The sequence below is a fragment of the Arthrobacter sp. NPDC055585 genome (genome assembly GCF_053619115.1).
In genome coordinates, this window is sequence record NZ_JBSHIT010000005.1 from 261918 (window position 1) to 286402 (window position 24485).

The 24485-nt window shown below is 65.6% G+C and carries 30 protein-coding genes and 1 riboswitch; of the genes, 13 read left to right on the plus strand and 17 right to left on the minus strand.

Going from position 1 to position 24485, the window contains the following annotated elements:
• Positions 1 to 17: 17 nt before the first annotated feature.
• On the plus strand, positions 18 to 779 hold the full coding sequence (locus ACWGQ2_RS11045) for an SDR family oxidoreductase (RefSeq protein WP_452017160.1): 762 nt from the start codon (positions 18 to 20) through the stop codon (positions 777 to 779).
• Between the two features lie 3 nt (positions 780 to 782).
• On the opposite strand, the gene ACWGQ2_RS11050 is transcribed toward ACWGQ2_RS11045, so the two are convergent.
• Positions 783 to 1334: a DUF6434 domain-containing protein gene (locus ACWGQ2_RS11050; RefSeq protein ID WP_452017162.1), complete on the minus strand. Its 552-nt coding sequence runs from the start codon at positions 1332 to 1334 to the stop codon at positions 783 to 785.
• 210 nt (positions 1335 to 1544) lie between these two features.
• A riboswitch (SAM riboswitch) is annotated at positions 1545 to 1650 on the plus strand.
• A gap of 106 nt (positions 1651 to 1756) precedes the next feature.
• On the opposite strand from ACWGQ2_RS11050, the gene ACWGQ2_RS11055 reads away from it, so the two are divergent.
• Genes ACWGQ2_RS11055 through ACWGQ2_RS11075 form a run of 5 tightly spaced genes read left to right on the plus strand, consistent with a single transcriptional unit; the run spans position 1757 to position 6758 of the window.
• Entirely contained in the window at positions 1757 to 2548 is a 792-nt protein-coding gene (locus ACWGQ2_RS11055) for a methionine ABC transporter ATP-binding protein (RefSeq protein ID WP_452017164.1), read from the plus strand.
• On the plus strand, positions 2541 to 3206 hold the full coding sequence (locus ACWGQ2_RS11060) for a methionine ABC transporter permease (protein ID WP_452017166.1): 666 nt from the start codon (positions 2541 to 2543) through the stop codon (positions 3204 to 3206). The genes ACWGQ2_RS11055 and ACWGQ2_RS11060 overlap by 8 nt, the downstream gene beginning before the upstream one ends.
• 20 nt (positions 3207 to 3226) lie before the next feature.
• Positions 3227 to 4645 (plus strand): LLM class flavin-dependent oxidoreductase, encoded by a 1419-nt coding sequence (locus ACWGQ2_RS11065; protein ID WP_452017168.1) that lies wholly within the window; start codon positions 3227 to 3229, stop codon positions 4643 to 4645.
• On the plus strand, positions 4642 to 5856 hold the full coding sequence (locus ACWGQ2_RS11070; protein ID WP_452017170.1) for an acyl-CoA dehydrogenase family protein: 1215 nt from the start codon (positions 4642 to 4644) through the stop codon (positions 5854 to 5856). Before ACWGQ2_RS11065 ends, ACWGQ2_RS11070 begins: the two co-directional genes overlap by 4 nt.
• Before the next feature lie 26 nt (positions 5857 to 5882).
• Complete coding sequence (locus ACWGQ2_RS11075; RefSeq protein ID WP_452017172.1) at positions 5883 to 6758, plus strand: MetQ/NlpA family ABC transporter substrate-binding protein; 876 nt, start codon at positions 5883 to 5885, stop codon at positions 6756 to 6758.
• Here ACWGQ2_RS11075 and ACWGQ2_RS11080 read toward each other — a convergent pair.
• A complete protein-coding gene (locus tag ACWGQ2_RS11080; protein WP_452017174.1) occupies positions 6755 to 7582 on the minus strand; it encodes a DUF1206 domain-containing protein in 828 nt (275 codons plus the stop codon). The genes ACWGQ2_RS11075 and ACWGQ2_RS11080 overlap by 4 nt on opposite strands.
• Positions 7583 to 7703: 121 nt before the next feature.
• Between ACWGQ2_RS11080 and ACWGQ2_RS11085 the strand changes: the two genes are divergently transcribed.
• Positions 7704 to 8096, plus strand: coding sequence for an MmcQ/YjbR family DNA-binding protein (locus ACWGQ2_RS11085; protein WP_452017176.1), 393 nt, complete (start codon positions 7704 to 7706; stop codon positions 8094 to 8096).
• Positions 8093 to 8680 carry a DUF1990 family protein gene (locus ACWGQ2_RS11090; RefSeq protein WP_452017178.1) on the plus strand — a complete coding sequence of 196 codons (588 nt, stop codon included), beginning with the start codon at positions 8093 to 8095 and terminating at the stop codon, positions 8678 to 8680. Before ACWGQ2_RS11085 ends, ACWGQ2_RS11090 begins: the two co-directional genes overlap by 4 nt.
• Here ACWGQ2_RS11090 and ACWGQ2_RS11095 read toward each other — a convergent pair.
• Positions 8613 to 9050, minus strand: coding sequence for a hypothetical protein (locus tag ACWGQ2_RS11095; RefSeq protein WP_452017180.1), 438 nt, complete (start codon positions 9048 to 9050; stop codon positions 8613 to 8615). The genes ACWGQ2_RS11090 and ACWGQ2_RS11095 overlap by 68 nt on opposite strands.
• A 37-nt stretch (positions 9051 to 9087) precedes the next feature.
• Positions 9088 to 9624 (minus strand): GNAT family N-acetyltransferase, encoded by a 537-nt coding sequence (locus ACWGQ2_RS11100; protein WP_452017182.1) that lies wholly within the window; start codon positions 9622 to 9624, stop codon positions 9088 to 9090.
• Positions 9625 to 9755: 131 nt separating this feature from the next.
• Between ACWGQ2_RS11100 and ACWGQ2_RS11105 the strand changes: the two genes are divergently transcribed.
• Both ACWGQ2_RS11105 and ACWGQ2_RS11110 read left to right on the plus strand, forming a co-directional pair.
• Positions 9756 to 10250: a hypothetical protein gene (locus tag ACWGQ2_RS11105; RefSeq protein WP_452017184.1), complete on the plus strand. Its 495-nt coding sequence runs from the start codon at positions 9756 to 9758 to the stop codon at positions 10248 to 10250.
• 153 nt (positions 10251 to 10403) lie between these two features.
• Complete coding sequence (locus ACWGQ2_RS11110; RefSeq protein ID WP_452017186.1) at positions 10404 to 10718, plus strand: hypothetical protein; 315 nt, start codon at positions 10404 to 10406, stop codon at positions 10716 to 10718.
• Positions 10719 to 10821: 103 nt separating this feature from the next.
• Here the strand turns inward: ACWGQ2_RS11110 and purL are convergent, their stop codons facing one another.
• The 7 genes from purL to ACWGQ2_RS11145 all read right to left on the minus strand — a co-directional run bounded on the left by purL (position 10822) and on the right by ACWGQ2_RS11145 (position 17074).
• Positions 10822 to 13131 (minus strand): phosphoribosylformylglycinamidine synthase subunit PurL, encoded by a 2310-nt coding sequence (purL, locus tag ACWGQ2_RS11115; RefSeq protein WP_452017188.1) that lies wholly within the window; start codon positions 13129 to 13131, stop codon positions 10822 to 10824.
• The gene (gene purQ, locus ACWGQ2_RS11120) at positions 13131 to 13904 is read right to left on the minus strand and encodes a phosphoribosylformylglycinamidine synthase subunit PurQ (protein ID WP_452017190.1); all 774 of its coding nucleotides are present in this window, start codon (positions 13902 to 13904) and stop codon (positions 13131 to 13133) included. Before purQ ends, purL begins: the two co-directional genes overlap by 1 nt.
• A gap of 2 nt (positions 13905 to 13906) precedes the next feature.
• Positions 13907 to 14161 (minus strand): phosphoribosylformylglycinamidine synthase subunit PurS, encoded by a 255-nt coding sequence (gene purS / locus ACWGQ2_RS11125; protein WP_066300964.1) that lies wholly within the window; start codon positions 14159 to 14161, stop codon positions 13907 to 13909.
• Positions 14162 to 14342: 181 nt separating this feature from the next.
• Positions 14343 to 15116, minus strand: coding sequence for an amino acid ABC transporter ATP-binding protein (locus ACWGQ2_RS11130; RefSeq protein WP_452017192.1), 774 nt, complete (start codon positions 15114 to 15116; stop codon positions 14343 to 14345).
• Positions 15103 to 15771: an amino acid ABC transporter permease gene (locus tag ACWGQ2_RS11135; protein WP_452017194.1), complete on the minus strand. Its 669-nt coding sequence runs from the start codon at positions 15769 to 15771 to the stop codon at positions 15103 to 15105. Before ACWGQ2_RS11135 ends, ACWGQ2_RS11130 begins: the two co-directional genes overlap by 14 nt.
• Before the next feature lie 8 nt (positions 15772 to 15779).
• The gene (locus tag ACWGQ2_RS11140) at positions 15780 to 16565 is read right to left on the minus strand and encodes an amino acid ABC transporter substrate-binding protein (protein ID WP_452017196.1); all 786 of its coding nucleotides are present in this window, start codon (positions 16563 to 16565) and stop codon (positions 15780 to 15782) included.
• Positions 16566 to 16648: 83 nt separating this feature from the next.
• A complete protein-coding gene (locus ACWGQ2_RS11145) occupies positions 16649 to 17074 on the minus strand; it encodes a hypothetical protein (RefSeq protein ID WP_452017198.1) in 426 nt (141 codons plus the stop codon).
• A gap of 142 nt (positions 17075 to 17216) precedes the next feature.
• On the opposite strand from ACWGQ2_RS11145, the gene ACWGQ2_RS11150 reads away from it, so the two are divergent.
• Positions 17217 to 17744 carry a DUF4442 domain-containing protein gene (locus ACWGQ2_RS11150; protein ID WP_452017200.1) on the plus strand — a complete coding sequence of 176 codons (528 nt, stop codon included), beginning with the start codon at positions 17217 to 17219 and terminating at the stop codon, positions 17742 to 17744.
• Here ACWGQ2_RS11150 and ACWGQ2_RS11155 read toward each other — a convergent pair.
• From ACWGQ2_RS11155 to ACWGQ2_RS11175, 5 genes are all read right to left on the minus strand, one after another.
• On the minus strand, positions 17707 to 18216 hold the full coding sequence (locus ACWGQ2_RS11155; protein ID WP_452017202.1) for a serine protease inhibitor: 510 nt from the start codon (positions 18214 to 18216) through the stop codon (positions 17707 to 17709). The genes ACWGQ2_RS11150 and ACWGQ2_RS11155 overlap by 38 nt on opposite strands.
• Before the next feature lie 70 nt (positions 18217 to 18286).
• A complete protein-coding gene (locus ACWGQ2_RS11160) occupies positions 18287 to 18811 on the minus strand; it encodes an SRPBCC domain-containing protein (protein ID WP_452017204.1) in 525 nt (174 codons plus the stop codon).
• Positions 18748 to 19740, minus strand: a complete 993-nt coding sequence (locus ACWGQ2_RS11165; protein WP_452017206.1) for a 3-methyladenine DNA glycosylase — start codon at positions 19738 to 19740, stop codon at positions 18748 to 18750. The genes ACWGQ2_RS11160 and ACWGQ2_RS11165 overlap by 64 nt, the downstream gene beginning before the upstream one ends.
• Positions 19741 to 19764: 24 nt before the next feature.
• A complete protein-coding gene (locus ACWGQ2_RS11170) occupies positions 19765 to 21750 on the minus strand; it encodes a BCCT family transporter (RefSeq protein ID WP_452017208.1) in 1986 nt (661 codons plus the stop codon).
• Positions 21751 to 21895: 145 nt separating this feature from the next.
• On the minus strand, positions 21896 to 22372 hold the full coding sequence (locus tag ACWGQ2_RS11175) for a MarR family winged helix-turn-helix transcriptional regulator (protein ID WP_452017210.1): 477 nt from the start codon (positions 22370 to 22372) through the stop codon (positions 21896 to 21898).
• Positions 22373 to 22448: 76 nt separating this feature from the next.
• Between ACWGQ2_RS11175 and ACWGQ2_RS11180 the strand changes: the two genes are divergently transcribed.
• Positions 22449 to 22664, plus strand: a complete 216-nt coding sequence (locus ACWGQ2_RS11180) for a hypothetical protein (RefSeq protein ID WP_452017212.1) — start codon at positions 22449 to 22451, stop codon at positions 22662 to 22664.
• 83 nt (positions 22665 to 22747) lie between these two features.
• Positions 22748 to 22978 (plus strand): hypothetical protein, encoded by a 231-nt coding sequence (locus tag ACWGQ2_RS11185; protein ID WP_452017214.1) that lies wholly within the window; start codon positions 22748 to 22750, stop codon positions 22976 to 22978.
• A 75-nt stretch (positions 22979 to 23053) separates the two neighbouring features.
• Here the strand turns inward: ACWGQ2_RS11185 and ACWGQ2_RS11190 are convergent, their stop codons facing one another.
• The gene (locus tag ACWGQ2_RS11190; protein WP_452017216.1) at positions 23054 to 24340 is read right to left on the minus strand and encodes an aspartate kinase; all 1287 of its coding nucleotides are present in this window, start codon (positions 24338 to 24340) and stop codon (positions 23054 to 23056) included.
• Positions 24341 to 24485 lie beyond the last annotated feature (145 nt).

Genomic DNA, 24485 nt, shown 5'->3' on the forward strand with positions numbered 1-24485 from the left:
AGGCCAGGGAGGCCGGAATGAGCACTGTACTGGTGGTGGGCGCGACCGGCGGAATTGGCCGGCTGGTTGTCCAGGAGGCCGTCCGGAAGGGGTATACCGTCCGTGCGCTGGCCCGCAGTCCGCTCAAGGCAGCTCAAGTACTGCCGCCGGAGGCCGAAGTGGTGGAAGGTGACGTCACCCGGCCCGCGACCCTCGCCAAAGCGGTCGACGGCGTGGATGCCATTATCTTCACGCACGGCGCCAACGGCGGAGAAGACCCGCAGGCGGTGGATTACGACGGCGTGCGGAACGTCCTGCTGGCACTGCACGGACGCCGTGTCCGGGTGGTGCTGATGACGGCCATCGGCCTGACCAACAGGACGGCCTTCGGCACCCTGGTGGACTGGAAACGGCGGTCCGAACGCCTGCTCCGCGCCAGCGGACTGCCGTACACCATCATCCGGCCCGGCTGGTTCGACTACAACGAGCCCGGCCAGGACCGGGAAGTAGCGCTGCAGGGAGACCGGCGGCGAACCGGCACCCCGGCTGACGGCGGCATCGCCCGCACCCAGATTGCGCAGGTACTGGTGCAGGCCCTTTCCTCGGATGAAGCCCTGGGCAAGACCCTTGAACTTATCGCCGGGGACGGAGAGCCGGTCACCGATTTCGAAGCCTTCTTCGAACCGCTGCAGGCTGACCCGCCGGGCACCCTGGACGGAGTGCAGGACGATCTGAACATGCCGTTGGAGGAAGAGCCGGAAAACATCCGGGAAGAACTGGCTGCGATCGGCAGCCGCTAGGGCCTAGCCTCGCTGATCAGCGGGGAGGGAGCGGTGTAGTTTCCAAGCTGCGAGCATCTGGTCCCTGGTGCCGCCGGGATGTGTAGCGTGCCAGTCCCGCGCGAAGCGGTTCAGCTCGAACTGCGGGCCGATCGGCCGGGCGGCAGCCGCTCGTGTGGCGTGCCAGTGATCCAATGCAGCAGCCAGTGTAGCCGTCCCGTCATTGGCGGCGAAGAACTCACGCATGGGCGCATCAAAGCGGAAACCCGGCCCGAGGGCGTTGACGAAGAACTCCCGCAGCACCTGGCTACAGGGGTGCCCGGCCGGAACCACCGTGTGGATAGTCAGCGGAGGAACAAGCCGCTGTTGGCAGCTTCGGGGCTTCGCAGCAGGGGCCGGAAGCGGCCCGCCTGCCAGGAACGCGGCAATCCGTTCGGCCAGCAGTTCCTTGGAACCTCCGGCCGGGATCTGCTGCGCGCGGGCAAACGCCTGCAGCTCCTCCTTCAGCCAGTACCAGCGGCGGAATTCGCCTGCACCGAGGGAGGAAGAGAGGGCAGGGCGTTCCGGAAGGGTCACGGTCCCATCTTCTCGGATCCGCCAGGTAATCGGTGCTCCCGCGCCGCGGACGGACCCTCCGTTTGAATTGGCACGGGACCGTGGCTGCATTCGTCCGGCACGGCGTAACAAAACGGATTGTGACGCAGTGCCGCGTTACGTACCGACGCATAGGGCCGCACAGGGAAATGTTCTGGCCCTCACGGGGTGCAGCCGGTTTAGATAGTGCCGTAACCATCCAGAGCGGCTGAGAGACCTGGCTCCGTGACGCCGCAGCAACCCCCTTCCGCGGGCTAACCCCGCCGAAGAAGGGTGCTACCGCCAGGACCGATGGAGAAGCACCTGCTCTAATCCGGTCCGCTGCACCCGTGCCTTGCTGCACGGGCGCAGACCGGGGACCGCTGCGTGCCCCTCTTCCCGGGTTTAGACCTCAGGAGGACAGCATGATCAGAATTGAAAACGTCTCCACCGTCTTTGGAGGCGGTGAATCCGCCTTTATGGCCGTGGACAGCGTCAGCCTCGAAATACCCAAGGGCAGCATCCAGGGCATCATCGGGTTCTCCGGCGCCGGGAAGTCCACCCTGCTGCGCAACATCAACCTGCTTGAACGGCCCACCTCCGGACGGGTCCTGGTGGACGGAACGGACCTGACCGGCCTGGCGGACGCAGAACTGCGCGCCGCGCGGCATGAGATCGGAATGATCTTCCAGCACTTCAACCTGCTGAACAACCGCACTGCTGCGCAGAACGTTGAACTCTCGCTGAAGTTCGCCGGCGTGAAGAGTGCTTCCGAACGCCGCACCCGCGCACTGGAGGCGCTCGCCGTCGTCGACCTCTCGGAGAAGGCCGGCACCTACCCGGCCAAACTCTCCGGCGGGCAGAAGCAGCGGGTGGCCATCGCCCGCGCCCTGGCCACCCGGCCCAAGGTGCTGCTGTGCGACGAGCCGACCTCCGCCGTCGACCCCCGGACCACCGCCTCGGTGCTGCAGTACCTCAGCGACGTCAACGCACGGTTCGGCATCACGATTGTGGTGGTCACCCATGAAATGAACGTCATCAAGGCCATCGCTGACAACGTGGCTGTCATGGAGGAAGGCCGGGTGGTTGAACAGTTCGCGCTCGCAGAGCTGAACCGGCCAGGCTTCACGCCGGCCACCGCCATTGGCCGGTACCTGATCTCGGATGAAATCACCCTGGATCGTGCGGACCGCCGGGAAGGAGCCCGCGTTGCTTGAGCGCATTGCCGAAGTCTGGCCGGAACTGCTTGCCGCCCTGGGCCAGACCGGCACCATGCTGCTGGTCGCCATTCCGCTGGCGGTGCTGATCGGCACCCCGCTGGGCGTCCTGCTCTACACTCTGGGACCGGACGGGCTGGGTCACAAACCCCGGCTGCACCGGGTACTGGACTCACTGGTGAACCTGGTGCGGTCCTTCCCCTTCCTGATCCTGCTGATCGCGATCATCCCGTTCACCCGGTTTGTGGTGGGAACCACCATCGGCACCGCAGCTGTGATCGTGCCGCTGACCATCAACGCGATTCCGTACTTCGCCCGGTTCGTGGAGCAGAACATCACCGCTCTGGGCGGGGGCGTGGTGGAAGCGGCCCGCTCCATGGGAGCTACCCGCGGGCAGATTGTGCGCGACGTCCTGCTGGTCGAGGCGCGTCCGGCGCTCATCAGTTCCGTCACCATCATGACCGTCAGCTTCATCTCCTACTCCGCGATGGCGGGACTGGTGGGCGGTGGCGGAATCGGCGACTTCGCCATCCGGTACGGCTACTACCGCTACGAAACCGGGCTGATGCTCACCGCGATTGTGCTGATGGTCCTGCTGGTGCAGGCCGTGCAGCTGGGCGGTTCCTGGCTCTCCCGCCGCGCTGACAAGCGCCTCTGACTTCTATCGAAAGCTTTGCCATGACTATTCCCAGTACCCGCTTTGTAGGTCCGCGTCCGCGCTTGCTGCTGAACGCCTTCCTGATGAACACCACCAGCCACATCCGCGGTGGCCAGTGGCGCCACCCCGACGCCGAACAGCATCGCTTCAACGAACTGTCCTTCTGGACGGACCTGGCCCGCCAGCTGGAAGACGCGAAGTTCGACGCGCTGTTCTTCGCCGACGTCGTTGGACTGTACGGCAACCACGACGGCGGGTGGGCCTCCCACGTGCGCCGCGGTCTGCAGGTGCCCGCCAACGATCCGCTGCTGCTGCTCGCCGCGCTCTCCGGTGCCACCCGTGAGATTGGGCTGGCCGCGACGTCGTCCGTGGTGCAGAGCCATCCCTTCCAGTTCGCCCGGCAGATGTCCACGCTGGACCACCTCTCCGGCGGCCGGGCCGGCTGGAACATCGTCACCTCCGTGCTGGAGAACGCGCACCGCAACTTCGACGGCGACGGCCTCACCGGGCACGACCGCCGGTATGACTGGGCGGATGAATACACCGACGCCGTCTACAAGCTCTGGGAAGGATCCTGGGACGACGGCGCGCTGGTCCAGGACAAGGCCAGCGGCCTGCACACGGACCCGGACAAGGTCCACAAGATCCATCACCGCGGCGAATGGTACTCGATCGACGGACCGCACCTGAGTTCACCCTCTCCGCAGCGCACTCCGGTGCTCTTCCAGGCCGGCAGCTCCGGCCGCGGGCAGCAGTTCGCCGCAGCCAACGCCGAAGCCACGTTCATTTTTGCGCCCAACCCCGCCCATGCCGCGAAGGTAGCCGCCGGGGTCCGGGCACGCGCCGTCGATGCCGGGCGGCTGCCCGGGGACATCAAGGTGTTCACCGGCCTGTCCTTTGTGGTGGGCGGTACCGAAGCCGAGGCGCAGCGTAAAAAAGCTGAGCTGGACGAGTACCTGGACCTCGATGCCGTGATCGCGCACATTGGCGGCGGCCTGGGGGTCGACCTCGGCGGATTGGACCTGGACACCCCACTGGGCGAGGTGCAGACCGAAGGCGGCCGCGGCGTGCTGCAGGCGATCATCGACTCCACCCCGGGCGGGAACCCCACCCTGGCCGACGTCGCCCGGTACCGCACTGAAGCGCAGCAGATCACCGGAACCCCGGAGCAAATCGCCGATGAGCTTGAGCGCTGGCAGGATGCCGGAGTGGACGGCGTCAACATCATCAACGGCATCCTGCCCGGTTCCTACACGGACTTCATCGACGGGGTACTGCCGGAACTGCGCCGCCGCGGTCTGGCCCAGAGCGAATACGCCCCCGGCACGCTGCGCGAAAAGCTCTTCGGAGCCGGCCCGCTGCTCAACGACCGGCACCGGGCCGCACAGTTCCGCGGCGCCTTCACAAACACCCTTGCACCCTCAGGAGCCACCCGATGACCGCCAGCCTGCTCACCCGCTACGGCCACAATCCCGCCCCGGAAGCGGCCCGCTGGTTCGCCGTCGCCGACGAGGTAGCCGCCATCCTCGGCGCCGATGCACTCGAACGCGATGCCGCGAACAAACCGCCGTTCACGGAAGTCGAAATCCTGCGCCGGTCCGGGCTGCTGCCGCTGACCATTCCTGCCCGCTTCGGCGGCGCCGGAATCGACTGGAGCACCGTCTTCGAAATCGTGCAGCGGGTGGCCCGGGCGGATAACTCGATCGGCCAGCTGCTGGGTTATCACTACATTTTCCAGTCCTTCCCCTACATCGACCTGGATGAGGCACGCGGGCAGGAACTGGCGGACGAGTGCCTGGCGCAGCAGTGGCTCTGGTCCTCCACCGGAACGCCGCAGGGACCGCAGGCCGCTGCCGTCCGCACCGGCGGCGGATACCTCGTGACCGGCAAAAAGCCGTTCTCCACCGGCAGCCGGGTGGCGGAGAGGGTCTACGGCCGGGCAGTGCTCGACGGCGGTGACCGGCTGGCGCTGATCATCGACACGGCTTCCGAGGGCGTTGTCCGCCACGACGACTGGGACGTCCTGGGTTCCCGACTCACCGCCACCAACACCATCGAGTTCCGGGACGTGTTTGTTCCGGACACGGCAGTAATCACCAATCTGGGAGCGCACGACGGCGAACGCAGCCCGCACCAGGTGCTCACCACCCCGGCCTTCCAGCTGCTCTTCGCCCACGCCTACCTCGCCGCCGCGGAAGGAGCCGTGCTGGCCGCCCGGGACTACACCCTGGGCAGTGCCCGGCCGTGGTTCCACGCGGACGTGGCAGCGGCGTCGGACGATCCGTTTATCCAGAACCACTACGGGTCCTTCGCCGCCAGGCTCCAGGCACTGGCCGCCGTCGTTGACCAGGCCACCACCGCCCTGCAGTGGGCGTTCGACGCCGGCAAGTCACTCACCGCCGCTGACCGGGCCGGGGTGGCAGAGCAAATCGCCGCGGCGAAGATCACCGCTCACGAAGTGTCCCTGGATGTCACCGCACGGATCTTCGACGTGACCGGCGCCCGCGCCGCCGGGTCCAAGTACGGGTTCGACAGGTACTGGCGGGACGTCCGCACCCACACCCTGCACGACCCCGTTGCCTACAAATACAACGAACTTGGCCGGTTCTTCCTCAACGGAACCGAACCGGTTCCCTCCGCCTACCGCTAACTCACTCCACTCTTCAAAGGACTCCCATGGAACGCAGGAACTTCCTCAAACTCGCCCTCGCCGGCGCCGGCGCAGCCTCCCTGACCGCGGCCACCGGCTGCGGCCTGGCTGGCGGCGCAGCAGCCAGCGGCGACAAGACCATCAAGATCATCGCCACCGAATCCGCTCCGTACCAGGAGCCCACCAAGATCGCCGCCGAGCTGCTCAAGGCAAAGGGCTGGACGCTGGAAGCCACCTACGTCACGGACATCATCCAGCCGAACCTGGCGGTCTCCAACGGCGAATTCGATGCCAACTACTTCCAGCACGGTGCCTACCTGCAGCAGTTCAACGTGGACCAGAAGCTGGAAGTGCAGCCGCTGTTCTACGTCTACGGATCACCGGCCGGCATCTGGTCCCAGCGCTGGGATTCGCTGCAGGACCTGCCCGACGGCGCGCGGATCGCCCTGCCGGTGGACCCGGCCAACAACGGACGCGGGCTGGTACTGCTGCGCGATGCCGGGCTGCTGGAGCTCAAGGACGGCGTGGGCGTCATCCACACCTCCCAGGAGAGCATCACAGCGAATCCGAAGAACTTCGAGTTCGTGGAAGTGGACCAGCAGTCCCTGTCCAAGACGCTGCCGGACGTGGATGCCGGGGTGCTGTTCGTGCGGCTGGCCGCGGAGATTGGGCTGTCCCCGGATGACGCGCTGGCCTTCGAGAAGGAAGCGGACCAGATTCCGTTCCGCTGCATCGTGGCCGGAACAGCTGAGTTCGCCGAGACGGAGAAGGCGCGTGTGCTTCAGGAGGCTTACCAGTCACCCGAGGTCCGCGAGTGGTTCGCGAACTACATGGACGGTGTGCTGCCTACCCCGTGGGACGCAGATCCGCTGGAGGAACTCGACTCCTGGTGGCAGGCCTAAAGCTTGCCGAAGCGGGCCCGGATAAAGCCCATATACAGGCCGTAGAAGATCAGTCCCACGCCGACGGCGCCCAGCGCCAGCCAGCCCAGAGGCGCCTCATGCAGGGCGCGCAGGGCGCCGTCGAGCCCGGTGGATTTCTCCGGATCAGCGGTCACCGCGGCTGCGATCACCAGGCCGCCCAGGATCAGCAGGGACAGGCCCTTGGCCACAAAACCGGCAATCCCGGTGACAGTTGCAACCCGCTGCCAGGTGCGGCCGGGAACCGGGCCAAGGTCGTTGCGGAACTTGCGGGTGGCGCCCTTGTAGATGAAGTAGATGCCGATGCCGGCGATCACGGCACCGGTCAGGCCCACCACCAGCTGGCCCGCGGGCTGGCTGAGCACCCGGCCGGTCCAGGTGACCTGGCTCTGCTCGCTGTCGCTGGACCCACCCAGGGCGAACACGCCGAACGAGATGCCGATGGCGCCGTAAACCACAGCCGAGCCGGCGTCAGTGGCGCGCTTCTTCCAGACCTCTGCCTTGCTCTCACCTGAATCCAGGAACACCCGGGTGGCCTGGAACAGCGCCAGCGCCAGGCAGCCGAGGAAACAGGCCCAGATCAGGAAAATGCCGCCCGGCTGGTCCGCGAGTGCGGCTACGGCACCGGAGGAATCGGCGTCGCCCCCGCCGCCGGCAGCAATCTGCAGGGCGATGACGCCGATCAGCGCATGCAGGACGCCGCTGGCAACGTAACCCATCCGGGCCGCGCGCTCGAACGCCTTTGATTCCGCGGCCCGCTCTGCTGCTTTGGCTACTCTGCCTCCGCGTGTGCCTGCCCGGTCCATGCCCAATGTGTCCTCCAACGCCCTGGCGGCATACACGGGGCAGCCGCAATCTAGTTCGTGTGCTTACTTCCATCCTGCCACCTGTGATGCACCCGTACCTACGCCGGGCTAAGGTCGGTTTATGGACGCCGCATCGCTGAGGCAGTACTGCCTGTCCCTGGCCGGATCATACGAGGACTTTCCCTTTGGCCCGGAAACCTCAGTCTTCAAGGTGCGTGCCGGCGGCCCTTCACGCCCCGCGAAGATGTTCGCGATGAGCACCCTGGACGCCGATCCGCTGATGGTCAGCCTCAAATGCGAACCCGAACTGGCCCTTCAGCTGCGGGCTGCCCATCCGGAAATCACCGGCGCGTGGCACATGAACAAGACGCACTGGAACCAGCTGGATCTCACGGGCGAGCTTGAAGAGGAACTGGTGCGGAACCTCGTGGAGGACTCCTATGACCTGGTGGTGGCGTCGCTGCCCCGCCGGGACCGCGAGTCGCTGGCCTGGAAGGGACTGGCTGAGGGGTGAGCGGACGGGAGCTGACCTACGCGGACGCCGGGTACACCGAGCGGCCGTACCCCCAAGTCCTTGAGGGCGGTTGGACGGAGGGCTACCGGGTGGTCCTCCGGTCCGAGGTGATTGACGTGCCGGACCCAGCCGAAGGTTACCTGCGGCTGGCGGACGGCTTGCTCGGCTGGGACCTTCACCGCCGCAGCGGACTGCGCGTGGCGGCAGATACTCCGCGGGCTGCCTCCGGTGTGGAGATGGCTTCGGGGGTTGGCCTTGGTCCGCTGCGCTGGCAGGCTCCGTGCCGGGTGCTGTGGAGTGCCGAGCCGGTGCTCGACGGCGGTGTCCCGGTTCCCGGGCAGCGCGCAGGGTTCGGCTACGGCACACTGCGCGGCCATCCCGTCGCGGGGGAGGAAGGGTTCTACGCGGAGCTCACTCCAGACGGACAACTGTTCTTCCGGGTTGCGGCGTATAGCCGGCCTGCCAACTGGTTCATGGCACTGGGCAGTCCGGTGAGCAGGTGGACCCAGGAGTTGATTACCCGCCGCTACTTCCGGGCTGCCCGGCGTCTGGCAGCGGGGGAGTTGCCGGCGTCTCGGTACTAAAGAGGCTGCGGGTGAAGTTGACGGCCAGCAGTGAGGGAAGGCCGGTACTGATGGTTGGGTGGTCAAGGGCGAGTCCTGCCAGGAGCAGGGCGACGCAGACGCCCAGCATGATCGCACTGAACATCCGGCTGCCGCCGTCCCGCAGGATCAGCCCGGTGGCCTCGGGACCCCTCCGGTACTGCACCAGGCACCAGATGCCGCCCGCGACGCCGGAGACACCGCACCCCGCTGCGATCCAGGGAACCGCGGCATCGTAGCCATCGCCGTCGGGCAAGTAGGGAAGGTTCACCACTACTGTCACGGCTCCCATGAGAAGCAGCAACAACCCAAGGAGCAGCAGCGTCCGTCTGCTGCGTGCATATGCGTTCATTTCCGGCCCCCTCGAAAGCTGAGCCGACCCTACCAGCTCAGCCGTCGGCGTCGGGCAGCTGGGACTCGCAGTGCAGCACAAAGGCGAGCTCCGGGCCGGAGGACTCAACGGGCATAAAGCCTGTGGTCAGGAGCAGGGAGATGGACGCCTCGTTGGTTTCATCCGTGTACGCGGTGACGCAGTCGACTCCGGGCTGGGCCAGGGCGAACCTGCTGAGCGCGATCACGGCTTCGGTGGCGTAGCCCAGTCCCTGCCGGGAGGGGGCCACGTTGTAGCTCACCTCTACGGCGCCCTCGACGGGCGGGCCCAGGAATCCGACGGTGCCGATTACCGTGCCGTCGCGTTCGCGCATCATCCGGGCACCGAATGTGCCGGCACGGGGGCCGAGCAGGCCGGATTGGTAGTACTGCTGGGCGGCGTCTTCATCGACGCCTTGGGGGAAGTCCGCGGCCCAGTCGGCGCAGCGGACGCCCACCAGGAGGGCATCGACTTCTGCTGCCGTCATCTCAGCCAGCTCAAGGCGCTCAGTGAGCAGGCTGCTGGCCGGCGTCTGCTCCTGCGAAAGTGTGGTCACGAAAAATATTCTCCCCCATCGAGAGGCCACTTACGGCTCATATGAGCCCTCAAACGAGCCGTAAGTGGCCTGTCGATGGGGGTGTGGATAAACGGCACGGCCGTTTCACCCGCTGTTCCATAATGCTGGGCATGCGAACCCCACAGGAAATGCCCGGCATGCTCGGTCAGCGCCTATTCACTGTCTACGACTCCGATGCCCTCGGAGTCAGCAGGGAACGGCTGCGGCACGTTCGGATCCGGCGGATCAGCCGCGCCATCCGGGCGCTGGACAGGCAGGACCAGCCCCCGATCGAGCTCACAGTCCCGGAACGGGCAGCGGCCTACACACGTGTGACGTCGTTCTCCGTAGCTTCCTACTTCACTGCTGCAGAAGCTTGGGGATTTCCGCTTCCACTGCGTCAAGGGCAGGCGCCTGAATTGCATATAACTCGTCCTGCTGGGCTGTCCCGCCCTCGTAGGGCGGGCGTCGTCGGGCACCGCTCCCGGCTGCTGCCCGGAGAGGTGACCACGCTGGAAGGTTTGGTCCTCACATCCCGGGTGAGAACCTGGCTGGACCTGTCGAAGGAGCTCACTGTGGAGGACCTCACGGTGATCGCTGATCACCTGATCCGGATTCCCCGGTAGCAGTACGAAGGGCGGTCCGAACCCTATGCAACACAGGACGAACTGGATGCGATCATCGGACTCCATCCGGGTCAGCGCGGAATCCGGACAGCGCGGGCGGCCCTGCGGCTGAGCCGGGTGGGGGCGGATTCCCCACCGGAAACCCAGCTGCGGTTGGCGCTTGCTGCGGCCGGACTTCCCGAACCGGAGGTGAATGCGCCAATCGTGGACGACGACGGCGTCCTCCACCATGAGCCGGATCTGGGATATCGAAAGTACCGGGTTGCGGTCCAGTATGAGGGTGCCGGCCATTCTGATCCGGAACAGGTGGCTCGGGACATCAGCCGCGAAGAGCAGACCCGCGCGCTGGGCTGGACCGAAGTTCGCATTTCACGGCGGCACATGGTCGACGGCGCCCGGCCGGCAGTGGAGAAGGTCCGGGCTGCGCTGTGGGCGGCCGGCTGGCGTGCTGACCGTCCGGCGGCATGATTCTGTGCCGCCATCCGTACAACGAGAGGCCAGTTACGGCTCGTATGACGCTTCAAACGAGCCGTAACTGGCCTCTCGATGGGTTCGGAATGGTCCGGGAAGGTTAGCCGAAGTGCTTCGGCAGGGTCCCCTCGTGGGCTTCCTTCAGCTCATCGAGCGGCAGGACGAAGTGTCCCTGGAAGTCCAGCGCACCGATCTCGGTGTCCACGACGCCGATGCGGGAGTGTGCGAAACCGCGGGCGGAGCACATGTCCTTGAACCGGACTTCCTCGCTGCGGGCCACGGAGACCACAGCACGGGCCTGGGACTCGGAGAACAGCAGCGTGAACAGGTCCACGCCGTCGCGCTCAGCCACTTCATCCAGCCCGATCCGGGCGCCGACGCCGAAGCGCAGCGCCATCTCGGACAGCGCAGCGGCGAGGCCGCCTTCGGAGAGGTCGTGTGCGGAGTCGATCATGCCGTCACGGGAAGCGTTGATCAGCAGGTCGCCGAGCAGCTTCTCCGCCTGCAGATCCACCTTCGGCGGCTGGCCGCCCAGGTGTCCGCGCAGGTTGGCGAACTCGGAACCGTCCAGCTCGTCGCGGGTGACGCCCATCAGGTAGATGGCCTGACCGTCTTCGCGCCAGCCCGACGGCGTGCGGCGGGTAACGTCGTCGAACACGCCCAGCACGCCCACCACGGGGGTGGGGTGGATGGCGACGCCGCCGGTCTGGTTGTAGAGCGAAACGTTGCCGCCGGTGACGGGCACGCCGAGTTCCTGGCAGCCGTCGGCCAGGCCGCGGACGGCCTCGGCGAACTGCCACATGACCTCGGGATCCTCGGGGGAGCCGAAGTTCAAGCAGTCGGTGACGGCCATCGGACGGGCGCCGGAGGTGGCGACGTTGCGGTAGGACTCGGCGAGGGCCAGCTTGGCGCCCTCGTACGGGTTCAGGTAGGTGTAGCGGCCGTTGGCGTCGGTGGAGATCGCCACACCCAGGCCGGTTTCCTCGTCAACGCGGATCACGCCGGCGTCGTCGGGCATGGCCAGGGCGGTGTTGCCCTGCACATAGCGGTCGTACTGGTTGGTGACCCAGGACTTGTCGCACATGTTCGGGGAAGCCATCAGCTCCAGCACGGCCTTCTTCACCGCTTCGCCGCCAAACGGGCGCTCGGCAGCGAAGGAATCGGACTGCACGCCGTCGAGCCACTCGGGGCGGTGGAACGGACGGTTGTAGACCGGGCCTTCGTGGGCGACGGTGCGCGGATCGACGTCGACGATCGTCTCGCCGTCCCAGTCGATGATCAGGCGGCCGGTGCCGGTGACTTCACCGAGCCAGGAGTATTCGACGTTCCACTTGTCCATGATCGCTTCGAACGCCTCGACGTTCTCCGGGGTGACCACGGCCATCATGCGTTCCTGCGACTCGGACATCAGGATTTCGCCCGGGGTCAGGGACGGATCGCGGAGCAGGACCTTGGTCAGCTCAACGTGCATGCCGCCGTCGCCGTTGGAGGCAAGCTCCGACGTCGCGCAGGAGATGCCGGCCGCGCCGAGGTCCTGGATGCCTTCGACCACGGAGGCCTTGAACAGTTCGAGGCAGCACTCGATGAGTACCTTTTCAGCGAACGGATCGCCCACCTGCACTGCGGGGCGCTTGGAGGGCTTGGCGTCGTCGAAGGATTCGGAGGCCAGCACCGAAGCGCCGCCGATGCCGTCGCCGCCGGTGCGCGCACCGAAGAGCACTACCTTGTTGCCGGCGCCGGACGCGTTGGCCAGGCGGATGTCCTCGTGGCGCATGACGCCTACGGCCAGCGCGTTGACCAGCGGGTTGCCCTGGTAGACGGAGTCAAAGACGACTTCGCCGCCGATGTTCGGCAGGCCAAGGGAGTTGCCGTAGCCGCCGATGCCGGACACGATGCCGTGCACCAGGCGGGCGGTGTCCGGGTGGTCGATCGCGCCGAAGCGCAGCGGGTCCATCACGGCGACGGGGCGGGCGCCCATGGAGATGATGTCGCGGACAATGCCGCCGACGCCGGTCGCGGCGCCCTGGTAGGGCTCCACGAAGGACGGGTGGTTGTGGGACTCGACCTTGAAGGTCACGGCCCAGCCCTCACCGATGTCCACGACGCCGGCGTTCTCGCCGATGCCGACCAGCAGGTGTTCCTTCATCTTCTCGGTGACCTTGTCACCGAACTGCTTGAGGTGCACCTTGGAGGACTTGTAGGAGCAGTGCTCGGACCACATGACCGAGTACATCGCCAATTCAGCGGCGGTGGGACGGCGGCCCAGGATTTCGACGACGCGGTTGTATTCGTCTTCCTTCAAGCCCAGTTCGGCCCAGGGCAGCGGGGTGTCCGGGGTGGACGCCGCGTGCTCAACGGTGTCGATGTTGAACTTCTTCTGCTCGGAGGTGGAGTTCGCGGACACGGTCATTATTTGCCTCCGGCAACGAGCGAGGTGAGTACAGAGCTGAAGACGCCGATTCCGTCGGTGCCGCCGCGCAGTGCAACGTCACCGCGGGCGGAGGAGTCCGGGCCGAAGCCGGCTTCCACAGCGTGTTCGGGGTGCGGCATCAGGCCGACGACGTTGCCGGCGGCGTTGGTGATGCCGGCGATGTCGCGGCGCGAGCCGTTCGGGTTGAAGCCGTCGTATCGGAAGACCACACGGCCTTCGCCTTCAAGCTCGTCCAGGGTCTTCTCATCGGCGACGTACTGGCCGTCCTGGTTCTTCAGCGGAATGACCATGCCTTCGCCCTGCCCGTAGGCGGAGGTCCAGGCGGTGGAGTTGTTCTCCACGCGCAGCAGCTGGTCACGGCACATGAACTTCAGGTGATCATTCTTGATCATCGAGCCGGGCAGCAGGTGCGCCTCGGTGAGGATCTGGAAGCCGTTGCAGATGCCCAGCACGGGCATGCCGCCCTTGGACGCATCCACAACCTTTTCCATCAGCGGCGCGAACCGGGAGATCGCTCCGGCGCGCAGGTAGTCGCCGTAAGAGAAGCCGCCGGGGATGATGACGGCGTCGACGTCGTGCAGGTTCGCCTCACCGTGCCAGAGTTCGACGGCGGTGCCGCCGGCAAGGCGCACGGCGCGTGCGGCGTCGCGGTCGTCAAGCGTGCCGGGGAAGGTGATGACGCCGACGCGGACGGCGCGCAGGGCAACGTCCTCGGGTGCGGCGGAGTAGTCGCCGATCAGCGGGGTGCTCAAGACTAAGCCTCCGAAATAACTTCGACGCGGGTGACGTCTTCGATCACGGGGTTGGAGAGGAGAGTGGCGGCCGCGGTGCGGGCCTGCTCGAGGATTTCGGGGGTGACGTCGCCGTCAACGGTAAGTTCGAAACGCTTGCCCTGGCGGACACCGGTGAAGCCGGTGAGGCCCAGCCGCGGCAGTGCGCCGGCAATAGCTTTGCCCTGCGGATCCAGGATCTCGGGCTTGGGCATGACGTCAACAACGATCCGGGGCATCCGGTAACTCCTGTGAGTGAAAAGGGGTGGCCGCGGACCGTGCCGTCTCACGCTGATTCAGCGCTCCGCGAGCTTGCTCCTTCATTCTACGGCCGCACGCCGAGATAGCAGAAAGTGCCCGTTACAGGCCCGAAACGAGCACTTTCTGCCATCCCGATTTGGACGGGGGCCGGGGGAGGGGCTAGTGGTTGAGCAGCCGCTGGACGAAGGAAAGGGTCCGTTCCTGCCGCGGAGCACCAAGGACTTCGGACGGCGGACCGGCCTCCACCACGACGCCGCCGTCCATGAACACCACCGAGTCGGCCACATCGCGGGCGAAGCGCAGCTCATGGGTGACCAGCAGCATGGTCCAGCCTTCGGAGGCCAGCTCCCGGATGGTTTCCAGGACTTCGCCCACCAGCTCCGGATCAAGCGCGGAGGTTGGCTCGTCGAAGAGCAGCAGGAGTGGTTTCAGAGCCAGTGCCCGGACAATGCCTACCCGCTGCTGCTGCCCGCCGGAGAGTTCATTGGGATAGGCGCCGGCCTTGTCCGCCAGCCCGACCCTGCCCAGGAGAGCGAGTGCGTCTGCTGTGGCTTCCTCCCTGGGCCGCTGCTGCACGCGCACCGGACCTTCGATGACGTTTTCAAGGACGGTGCGGTGCGGAAACAGGTTGTAATGCTGGAAGACCATGGCGCTGTGTTCGCGCAGACCGGAAACCTCGGAGCGGGCAGGGCTCGCACCGAAGTCCACAGTGGCACCGCCGTCGAACTGCACGGTTCCCGAGTCCGGCACCTCCAGTCCGTTCAGGCAGCGGAGCACCGTGGTCTTTCCTGAGCCGCTGGGGCCGATCAGAGCCACAACCTGGCCGCGGGGAATTTCAAGGTCTATTCCCTTGAGGACCTCCACACTGCCGAAGCTTTTGTGCAGGCCCCTGGCCCTGAGTACGGGGACAAGTGAACCTTCAGGCTGCGACATGGCGGTCCAGCCTCCTCTCCAGTGCCGACTGCCCGGCTGAAAGCGCCACGCAGATCAGCCAGTAGATGAACGCAGCTTCAATGTAGATGACCATGAACTCCTGGCTGAACGCCGCGATTTCCTGCGCACGCCGGAACAGCTCCGTCACCAGGATCAGAGATGCCAGGGACGTGTCCTTGACCAGGCTGATGAACGTGTTGGACAGCGGGGGCACTGACACCCGCGCTGCCTGGGGGAGGATCACCCGGGTCAGGGTCTGAAAAGGGGACATCCGGATGGTGTACGCGGCTTCCCACTGACCGCGCGGCACCGAGAGGATCGCGGCCCGGATCACTTCCGCGGCGTACCCTCCCACGTTCAGCGAGAAGGCGATGATGGCACTGGGCCACGGATTGACCAGGATTCCGATCGACGGCAGGCCGTAAAAGATGACGAACAGCTGAACCAGCAGCGGAGTGCCCCGGATGATCGACACGTACGCCCGGGCGATCCCGGAGACCAGCCGGAACCTGGACAGCCGCATCAGGGCCACGCCAAGCGCCAGGACCAGCCCCACCGCGAAGGAAATGAGCGCCAGCGGGATGGTTCCCGTGACGGCACCGCCGAGAAGGGGCAGGAAGGAACTGACGATGAGGTCCCACGTCGGCTGGTCCACGGCGGTCCTTACTGCGAAACGTCTTCGCCGAAGTACTTGATCGAAATCTCTGCCAGCGTGCCGTCGTCGCGCAGTTCCTGCAGGGCGGCGTTGACGGCGTTACGCAGCTCAGTGTTGTCCTTGGCGAAGGCAAAAGCCATGAGAGCCGGGTCATCGGTTTCGGCGGCAACGTGAATCGGTGCGTCCGGGGTCTGCAGCATGTAGTCAAGGAAGGTCAGCCGGTCATTGACCGTCGCGTCCACGCGTCCCTGCTCCAGCAGGGAAACGGACTGGGACCACCCCTCGACCGCTTCCACGCTGGCCCCGTTTTCCTGCGCCAGGGTGTACCAGTTGCTGGCGAGTGACTGGGCAGTCGTTTTACCGGACAAGTCAGCGAACGACGTGATGGCGGAGTCTCCCTCCCGCACCACTATTACCCCGGGACTGACGGTGTAGGGCTCGGAGAACTCATAGGAGTCCTCGCGCTCCGGCGTGATGGAAACCTGGTTGGCCACCATGGCGAAGCGTCCGGCGTTCAGCCCGGCGAATAGAGCATCCCACTGCGCTTCTTCGAACTGGGCCTCAACACCGAGCTTGTCTGCAACTGCCTCGGTGATCTCGACGTCGTAACCGGTCAGTTCGCCCACACCGTTCTCGTGGAAGCTGAACGGGCGGTACGTGCCCTCCGTTCCGACGACGATTCTTCCTTTGTCCCGGACCGCGTCAAGGCTGGTCGGTGCTCCCGCTGCACAGGCCGCCAGGGACAGTGACGCTGCGGCGGCCGCCAGTGCGGCCGTGACCTTAAAGGTGCGCATGGACCCTCCCGGGGTGTTGATGGCCCTAAACAAGCGGAGCGCTCCCGGACAATCCGGAAGCGCTCCCACTTAGGTCCCGGCCGCTAGGCCGGAAGTTCGATCTGGAACCCGCACGTGCAGCGCAGGATGTTGATTTCCAGGCGCACGTCCCCGGTGTCTGCATCCGGTTCCGTGCTCAGGGGCTCCGAGAGGGACACGGTGCGGGTGTCCTTCGGTTTCATCGGTTCGCCGCAGTGCAGGTACTCGGTCTCCGCCTGCTCCGCGATGGCCACGCGTGCCCACAGCGGGGAATGGCGGACGGGATGGCCGTAGAAACGGTCACATTCGCCGCAGGTGTAGCTGATTTCCAGGAACTCGGCCGCGTCGGCGGTCCTGGACGGTTCCACGGATTCGATGATCAGGTACTCATCGGTGCCGCAGTACGAGCACCACGGCACGTACTCGGCGGGTGCCTGCGCGCCCGAAACGGCAGGGCACTGCGGGTCTTCAGGTGTTGCTTCGATCGACAATCTGGTTCCTCCGGTTAAGCCCGGTGCGCCTGTCACAGCGCGGTCCGTACGTGGATAGTAAGCAAGCTGATTCAATAATAGACCTAAGGGTGCTTAGTATGGAAGTTGGAATGGCCTGGATCACACTCGGTACAGTGGACCGGTGAAACTCCTCGCTGCCCGCCCGGGCATTGTCCGGCGCTCCATGAACCTCTGGCCGCCGTTCCTCTTCTCCGGCATCAAGATCACCGAGCTGCCCAAAGACTTCCTCTCCGCCACGGTCCGGCTACGGCTTCGCTGGTGGAACCGCAACGTTGCGGGCGTGCTGTTCGGCGGCAGCCTCTTCGCCATGACGGACCCGTTCTGGATGATGCTGCTGCTGCGCCATTTGGGCAAGGAGAACGTCATCTGGGACCGTGCCGCCGAGGTGGACTTCATCAAGCCGGGCAAGGGCGATGTGTATGCCCATTTCGCCATCACGGAAGCGGACATCGAGCGGCTGCGTAAGGCCGCATCCGGCGGTGAGAAGGTGCTCGAGTGGTTCACCGTAGACATCCGGGACTCCAGCGGAGACGTAGTGGCGCGGGTGCGCAAGCAGGTTTACCTGCGCCGCAAGCGGGACCTTCCGGTGGCTGAAGCCGCCGCCGAAACGGCTACATTGCCGCCGTTGCCGGACCAAGCAGTCCGCTAAGTGCCTCCCAGCGGCTGATCTGGCAGCCGTCCGACGCCGCGAATTCCGCTTCCACCGCTTCACCTTCCACGGTGCCGCTCACCGTTGCCCGCTGGGGTCCGCCGTACTGCATGGTGCAGGCGACGTCGCTGCCCGGTTCGGCGAAGAGTGCAACTCCGCCCTCAGCCAGTGCCGTGCACGCCGCCGCAGGGTCTGGTGCGCCTGATTCACCGGCCGGTGCAGCGCCGTCGCACGCCAGGTCCCAGGTATCCGTGACGGCTTCACCCTCTGCCATCAGCTCGACGGTGAGCGACGTCGCGGCCGCCGGTGACGCGGAGGAGGAGGGTGCCGCCGGAGAGGATGCCGAAGCGGAGGAGGAGGCTGCCGGCCCAGAGGACGACGGCGCGCTGCCCGGATTCGAATCGGCGCAGCCCGCGAGCAGGAGGGCTGCAGCGGCGAGCGCCAGGACGGTGCGGGGCAGGCGGTTCGGCATAACGGGAGACCTTCCGGAGTCGATTGGCATACAGCCTAGCCAATGCCGGCAGTCGTTGACGGGAAGCGGATCAGGTCGGCGGGGGTGAGGCAGCAGCGGCCCGTGCCTGCGCAGCGTAGTGCGGACCCTGGTCGAGGTAATGCTGGTCGAAATCCGGTACGGGTCCTCCGGTGAGGGCAGCGCTGAGCCGGTCGAGGTAGTACTCCCACCCGGGTCCGGTGTCCTCCGCGGCGGCCGGGTCTGCCAGATGCTGGATGAATTCCAGCCGCGTGCCGCCGTCGTCGTCCCACAGCCGAACCTCCAGATCCCAGCTGCCTCCCTCGTCCTCCATAAGGACGCGCAGCCGCTCCCGCGGGGCGCACTGGGCCAGCCGGACACGGCTGCTTGGCTGCTCTTCTTCGTACAGCATCTGGAAGTCAAAGTCTGATCCGGGTTCGGGAGAACCGTCCCAGCGCCCGATCCACGCCGCGGCCTGCTCCGCGTCCGTGAAGCTGGGCCAAATTTCTGCCGGCGTGCCGGCGAGGCTGCGGGTCAGGACCAGGTTGTACGAGTCTTCTCCGGTGCGGTGGACGCGTCCACTGGGTTCGGACTGCATAGCTGCTCCTGGAACGGCTCAAGCAGGTCCAGGATGCGGACCCGCAGCTGCTGCGATTCCTCGGTGAAACCGCGTTGCAGGGAAGCGTACGCCGCCCGCCCCGCCGGAGTCTCTACCTGGATCGGTTCATATCCCCAGTCCTGCAGATCATAGGGGGACGCCCGCATATCCATTTCACGGATCCGCCAGGCCAGTTCGAAGCAGTCCATCACCAGGTCCGCCGGAAGCAGCGGCGTCAGCTTGTAGGCCCACTTGTAGAGGTCCATGTTCGCGTGCAGGCAACCGGGCTGTTCCAGGTCGCGCTGGTTTTCCCGGGTGGGCGTCAGTTCATTGAGCGCCGTGGCCTCGGGTGCGTAGAACCGGAACGCATCGAAGTGTGTGCAGCGGATCCGGCTCTGCTCCACCAGTTCATCCGTCCCCCGGGCACCCAGGCGCAGGCCTAGGTACTCATGCCGGATGCCGTTCACCTCGGATTTGTAGGCCATCGCCCACTCATGCATTCCGAAGCAGCCCAGCGACGGTTTGCGCGCAACAGTGCGGGAGAGCAGCATCCGGGTGAAGCCGGCGGCCGTTCCGCGGGCAGCGGCAAAAGCGGCCACATCGACGGTAACGGCCGGTGTCTTCGGGTCCAGGCCCGCCGTTGCCATTTCCTCCGGCGCCAGAGTTCGGTAGAACTTCCAGTCGGCCCGCTCCGCTGCTGCGGGGCCGGTCAGTACGACGCCGGCGCCCGGGTGCCAGCGCATCAGCTGGCCGGGTTTTAGGGAGTAGTAGGTGAAGAGGAAGTCCTCCACAGGGTGTTTCTGGCCGGCGGACCGCCGGCGCAGGAAGCCTTCGGTGAACGGGCGGACCCGCTCCCGGTAGGCGGCCTGGCGGGGAACCCACTGCTCCTCGGCCAGCACGGTGGGATAAGAGAGGCTCACGCCCCCCATTATCCAGCCGTGCCGGCCGGCGTCCTAGCGGACGGGTGCGGGCTGTGGATCCTCGGACAGGCCGCTGTCCTTGTCCCTGCCGGTATCCGTATCCTGGTCGGCGCCCGAGCCGGAAGTGGGGGAGTCGCCGTCGGCTGTCCAGCCGTCTGCATACTCGCCGGACTCATAGTCGTAGTCCACCGGTTTTCCGTCTTCGTCCCTGCGCTGGTACCAGTCCGTCACGGTCGCGTCATGGGAGTCGAAGTCCGCTCCGGCGCCCTGTCCCTGCGGGGCCTTCTGTACGGAGATTGCGAAGTCATCGCCGTGTTCGTCGATTCCGGTGCGCACGGCCTGTTCGAGGGCGGCGGTTGCGTATTCCCGGCGGATGATCAGCGGGTCGGTCTGCAGGTCACGCGTGAAGGCAACCATCATCAGCGCCAGGATGACGGCGAAGGGCAGGGCGGAAACAATGATCAGGTTCTGCAGTCCGGACAGCGCCTCGTTGCCGCCCACCAGCAGCATGACCACGGCGATGCCCATCATGGCCAGGCCCCAGAAGACGGTGACTCTGCGGTCAGGTTCGGGCTTGCCGCGCTGGGACAGGCTTCCCATGACCAGCGAGGCGGAGTCAGCCGAGGTGATGAAGAAAATCGCGATGCAGAACATCGCCAGGAACGGTGTGATTGAACTCAGCGGCAGGCCGTCAAGTATCTGGAAGAACAGGGCTTCCGGGGCACCGTCTGCGGAAATGTCGGCTCCCTGCGTCCGCATCCAGATGGCTGTTCCCCCGAAAATGCCGAACGCGAGCACGCAGACGAGGGTGGGCACCACCAGGACGTACTGCACGTATTCACGCAGTGTCCGGCCGCGGGAGATCCGGGCCAGGAAGATGCCAACGAACGGGGACCAAGAAATCCACCAGGCCCAGTAGAAGACGGTCCAGTTGGCGGAGAAGTCCGCGGCCTCAGCGCCCCAGGAGGGGCCTTTGCTCATCAGATGGAGCAGGTCGGAGAGGTACTCCGTGATGGAGGCGGGAATCAGGTTGAGCAGGAAGAGTGTGGGGCCGGTCAGGAAGATGAAGATCACCAGGACAATCGCCAGCGACATGTTGATGTTGGAGAGCCTGCGGATACCGCGCCCAATGCCGGAAACCGCAGACGCAATGAACGCCGCCGTCAGGATGGCGATAATTCCGATCAGTGCCGCATTTGGCAGCTGCCCGATGCCGCTGACGATTTCCACGCCGCGGCCGATCTGCAGTGCACCGATGCCAAGGGATGCTGCCGTGCCGAACAGGGTGGCGACAATGGCGAACATGTCGATCAGGCGCCCGGCAGGTCCTTCCGCCTGCTTGCGCCCGAGCAGCGGGGTGAAGATGGCGCTCATCAGCGGAACCCTGCCGCGGCGGTAGGAGCCGTAGGCCACGGCAGCGCCCACCAGGGCGTAGATGGCCCAGGCGTTGAACCCCCAGTGGAAGTAGGTCTGGGCCATGGCCTTGTGCAGGGCTTCGGTGGTTTCGGCCTGGGCCTCGCCGGGGGCCGGCGACATGAAGTAGGTCAGCGGCTCGAACGGGCCGAAGAAGAAGAGCCCGATGCCCACGCCCGCGGAGAACATCATGGCAACCCAGGAGAACTTGGAGTACTCGGGTTTTTCCCCGTCCACTCCGAGCGGAATCTTGCCGTAGCGGCTGAAGCCGATGAACAGCATAAACACCAGAATGACCACAAGCAGGGAGCTGAAGAGCCAGCCGGTGTTCGTGACAACCCAGCCCAGCGCCAGGTCGGAGACCGACTTCAGCGTCTCGGTGGAGAAGACGCCCCAGCCCACGAATCCGAGAACCAGAACGGCCGCGATGCCAAAGACCAGGGGATCCGTTCCGTAGCGGACCCGCTGATCGTCGACGGCGATTCCGGGGACCAGCCCGGGGTGAGTGTCATGCGGGTATTTCTTCTTTTCCCTGCGCAGCACGCGGGCGGCGCGCTGGCCCATGGATGCTTTGGGCTGTGTTTGCCTGGATGGCGGTGTTGCCACGGGAATCTTCTCCTTGGGGCGGGCATGGCGCCGCCCATGGGGTGCGTTTCGGGACGCGAAGAAGAATACGCCGGATAAGTTTTAGTATTTGCGACAATAAGGCCGCTTATATACCACACTTCAATTGTTATCTTGTCGTTGCTTTTTACGTACTCATTTGGGTATTCGCACTATTCGTGGCCGCAGGCACCTGCGTGGCTTCGATTAGGCGGCGCATCGAGGCGTTGAGCTCCAGTACCTCGTCCCGGCTGAGCTTCAGGCGCTCCATCATGGCGCCCGGAACGGCAAGGGCCTTCCGGCGCAGGCTGTGTCCGTGCTCGGTCAGGTCCACGGCCAGGGAACGGTCGTTGTCCGGGGCGCGGTTGCGGGAAACCAGCCCCGCGCTCTCCATCCGTTTGAGCATGGGGGAGAGGGTAGCCGGCTCCATCAGGAGCGCGTCACTGAGGTTCCGCACCGTGCGCGGGCTCTGCTCCCACAAGGCCAGCAGCACCAGGTACTGCGGGTGGGTGACACCGAGGTCCTCCAGTACGGGGCGGTACGCCCCGACCACCGACCGGGAGGCCACGGACAGGGCGAAGCACAGCTGGTGTTCCAGCAGCAGATCATCGTCGACCGGATCCATGGCCGCCTCCTCAATGTTTAGTGCACTAACAATTAGCGTACTATAGGTCACAGGTACACCTCGGAAGGGACATCTCATGGCAGCTCGGGAAAGCTTCACCGCAAAATTCATGCGCGCAACCGGCAAGGCGCGGCTGATTTTCGGACCCGCCCAGAGCTCTTCCCTGACCCATGACATGACGGAGGAGAACAAGCGTCTCCTCGAAGCCCAGCAGGCCGAAGAAAAGGCCAAGTGGGAGACCGTGAAGCGCGCTGACGGCAGCAGCTACATCCTGCCCCGCAAAGCGGACTGATCTTTCGGGGCCGCGGGTCTTTTTCCGCGCCGGAATCCTATCCTGTAGGGACCTGACCCTGGTCCTTGAAGGAGGGGATCGACATGGCAACCATGCCGGATCCGGGCAGCGGCAGCGAGCCGCGACTGCCCGAGGACGAGATACCGGAAACCCAGTCCGGGTTGCCGGACTACATCGTGGAAATAGACAGCGAAGGGCACCACTACGGGGTGGACCGGGAATACGCAGACGGCAAACCGCACCGCGAACCCGCCGAGCCGGTGGTGTACAAGGACTATTTCCACGGACCGCTGTTCCGCGAGCACCTGTACTGACCCCGGGCGGAATCGAACTTCGTTAAGCGCAAGAGGCGCCCGGTACCCCGGACGCCCCTTGTTGCACAGTTGCGGCTAGCGGCCGGTGCCGCCGTATACGGTGGCTTCAGCTTCGCCGTCGAGCCCGAATGCTGCGTGCACCGCACGCACCGCGTCGTCGAGCTTGGACGCGCTGGTGACCACCGAGATGCGGATTTCCGACGTCGAAATCATGTCGATGTTCACGCCGGCCAGGTGCAGCGCCTCAAAGAAGCGGTGCGAAACGCCCGGGTTGGAGCGCATGCCGGCACCGATCAGCGAGAGCTTGCCGATCTGCTCGTCATAGTCGATGCTGTCGAAGCCAACCTCGGCCTTGGCTGCGTTGAGGGCTGCCATGGCGGCCTGGCCGTCAACGATCGGCAGGGTGAAGGAAATGTCGGTCTGGCCTGAGCCCTTGGTGGAAACGTTCTGAACGATCATGTCGATGTTCGTATTGGCGCCGGCGACGATGCCGAAGATCTCCGCTGCCTTGCCGGGGATGTCAGGTACGCCGACTACGGTGAGCTTGGCTTCGGAGCGGTCATGCGCGACGCCGGAAATGATGGGCTGTTCCAAGGGTTCTCCCTCTTGAATCTTGATCTTGTCATCCGGGCTGGGCAGTACCCAGGTCCCCTCGTTCTGGCTGAAAGAGGACCGCACATGCAGCGGCACTCCGAAACGGCGGGCGTACTCCACGCAGCGCAGGTGCAGGATCTTTGCACCCGATGCCGCCATCTCCAGCATTTCCTCGCTGGAGATCTTTTCGATCTTCTGGGCGGTCGGCGCCACGCGGGGATCGGCGGTGTAGACGCCGTCCACGTCCGTGTAGATCTCGCAGACATCCGCGTCGAGCGCGGCAGCGAGGGCGACGGCGGTGGTGTCCGAGCCGCCGCGGCCCAGGGTGGTGATGTCGTGGCTGTCCCGGCTCATGCCCTGGAAACCGGCGACAATCGCGACGTCGCCCTTTTCGATTGCCGTCTTGATCCGGTGCGGGGAGACGTCGATGATCCGGGCTTTGCCGTGGATCGCGTCGGTAATCATGCCGGCCTGGCTGCCGGTAAAGGACTGGGCGGATGCGCCGAGTTCGTTGATGGCCATGGCCAGCAGGGCCATGGAGATGCGTTCGCCGGAGCTGAGCAGCATATCCATCTCGCGCGGGTAGGCGCCGGTGGTAATCTGCCCGGCCAGATCCAGCAGTTCGTCGGTGCTGTCGCCCATGGCGGAAACCACCACAATGACGTCGTTTCCTGCGTTCTGGGTATCCACCACGCGCTTGGCTACGCGCTTGATGCCTTCGGCGTCCGATACGGAGGATCCGCCGAATTTCTGCACTATCAGGCTCATGCGTACACGCTCTCTGGAACTCTTCCAAGTTGCTGCCGGCGGCGCGTAAGCCGCTGCGGCTCTAAATGTCCGTGGAATAGGCCGCACGGCGGCGGCCAACCTTCAAAGTCTATAGCGGGGCTGCAGCGGCACTGAAATAACGCCG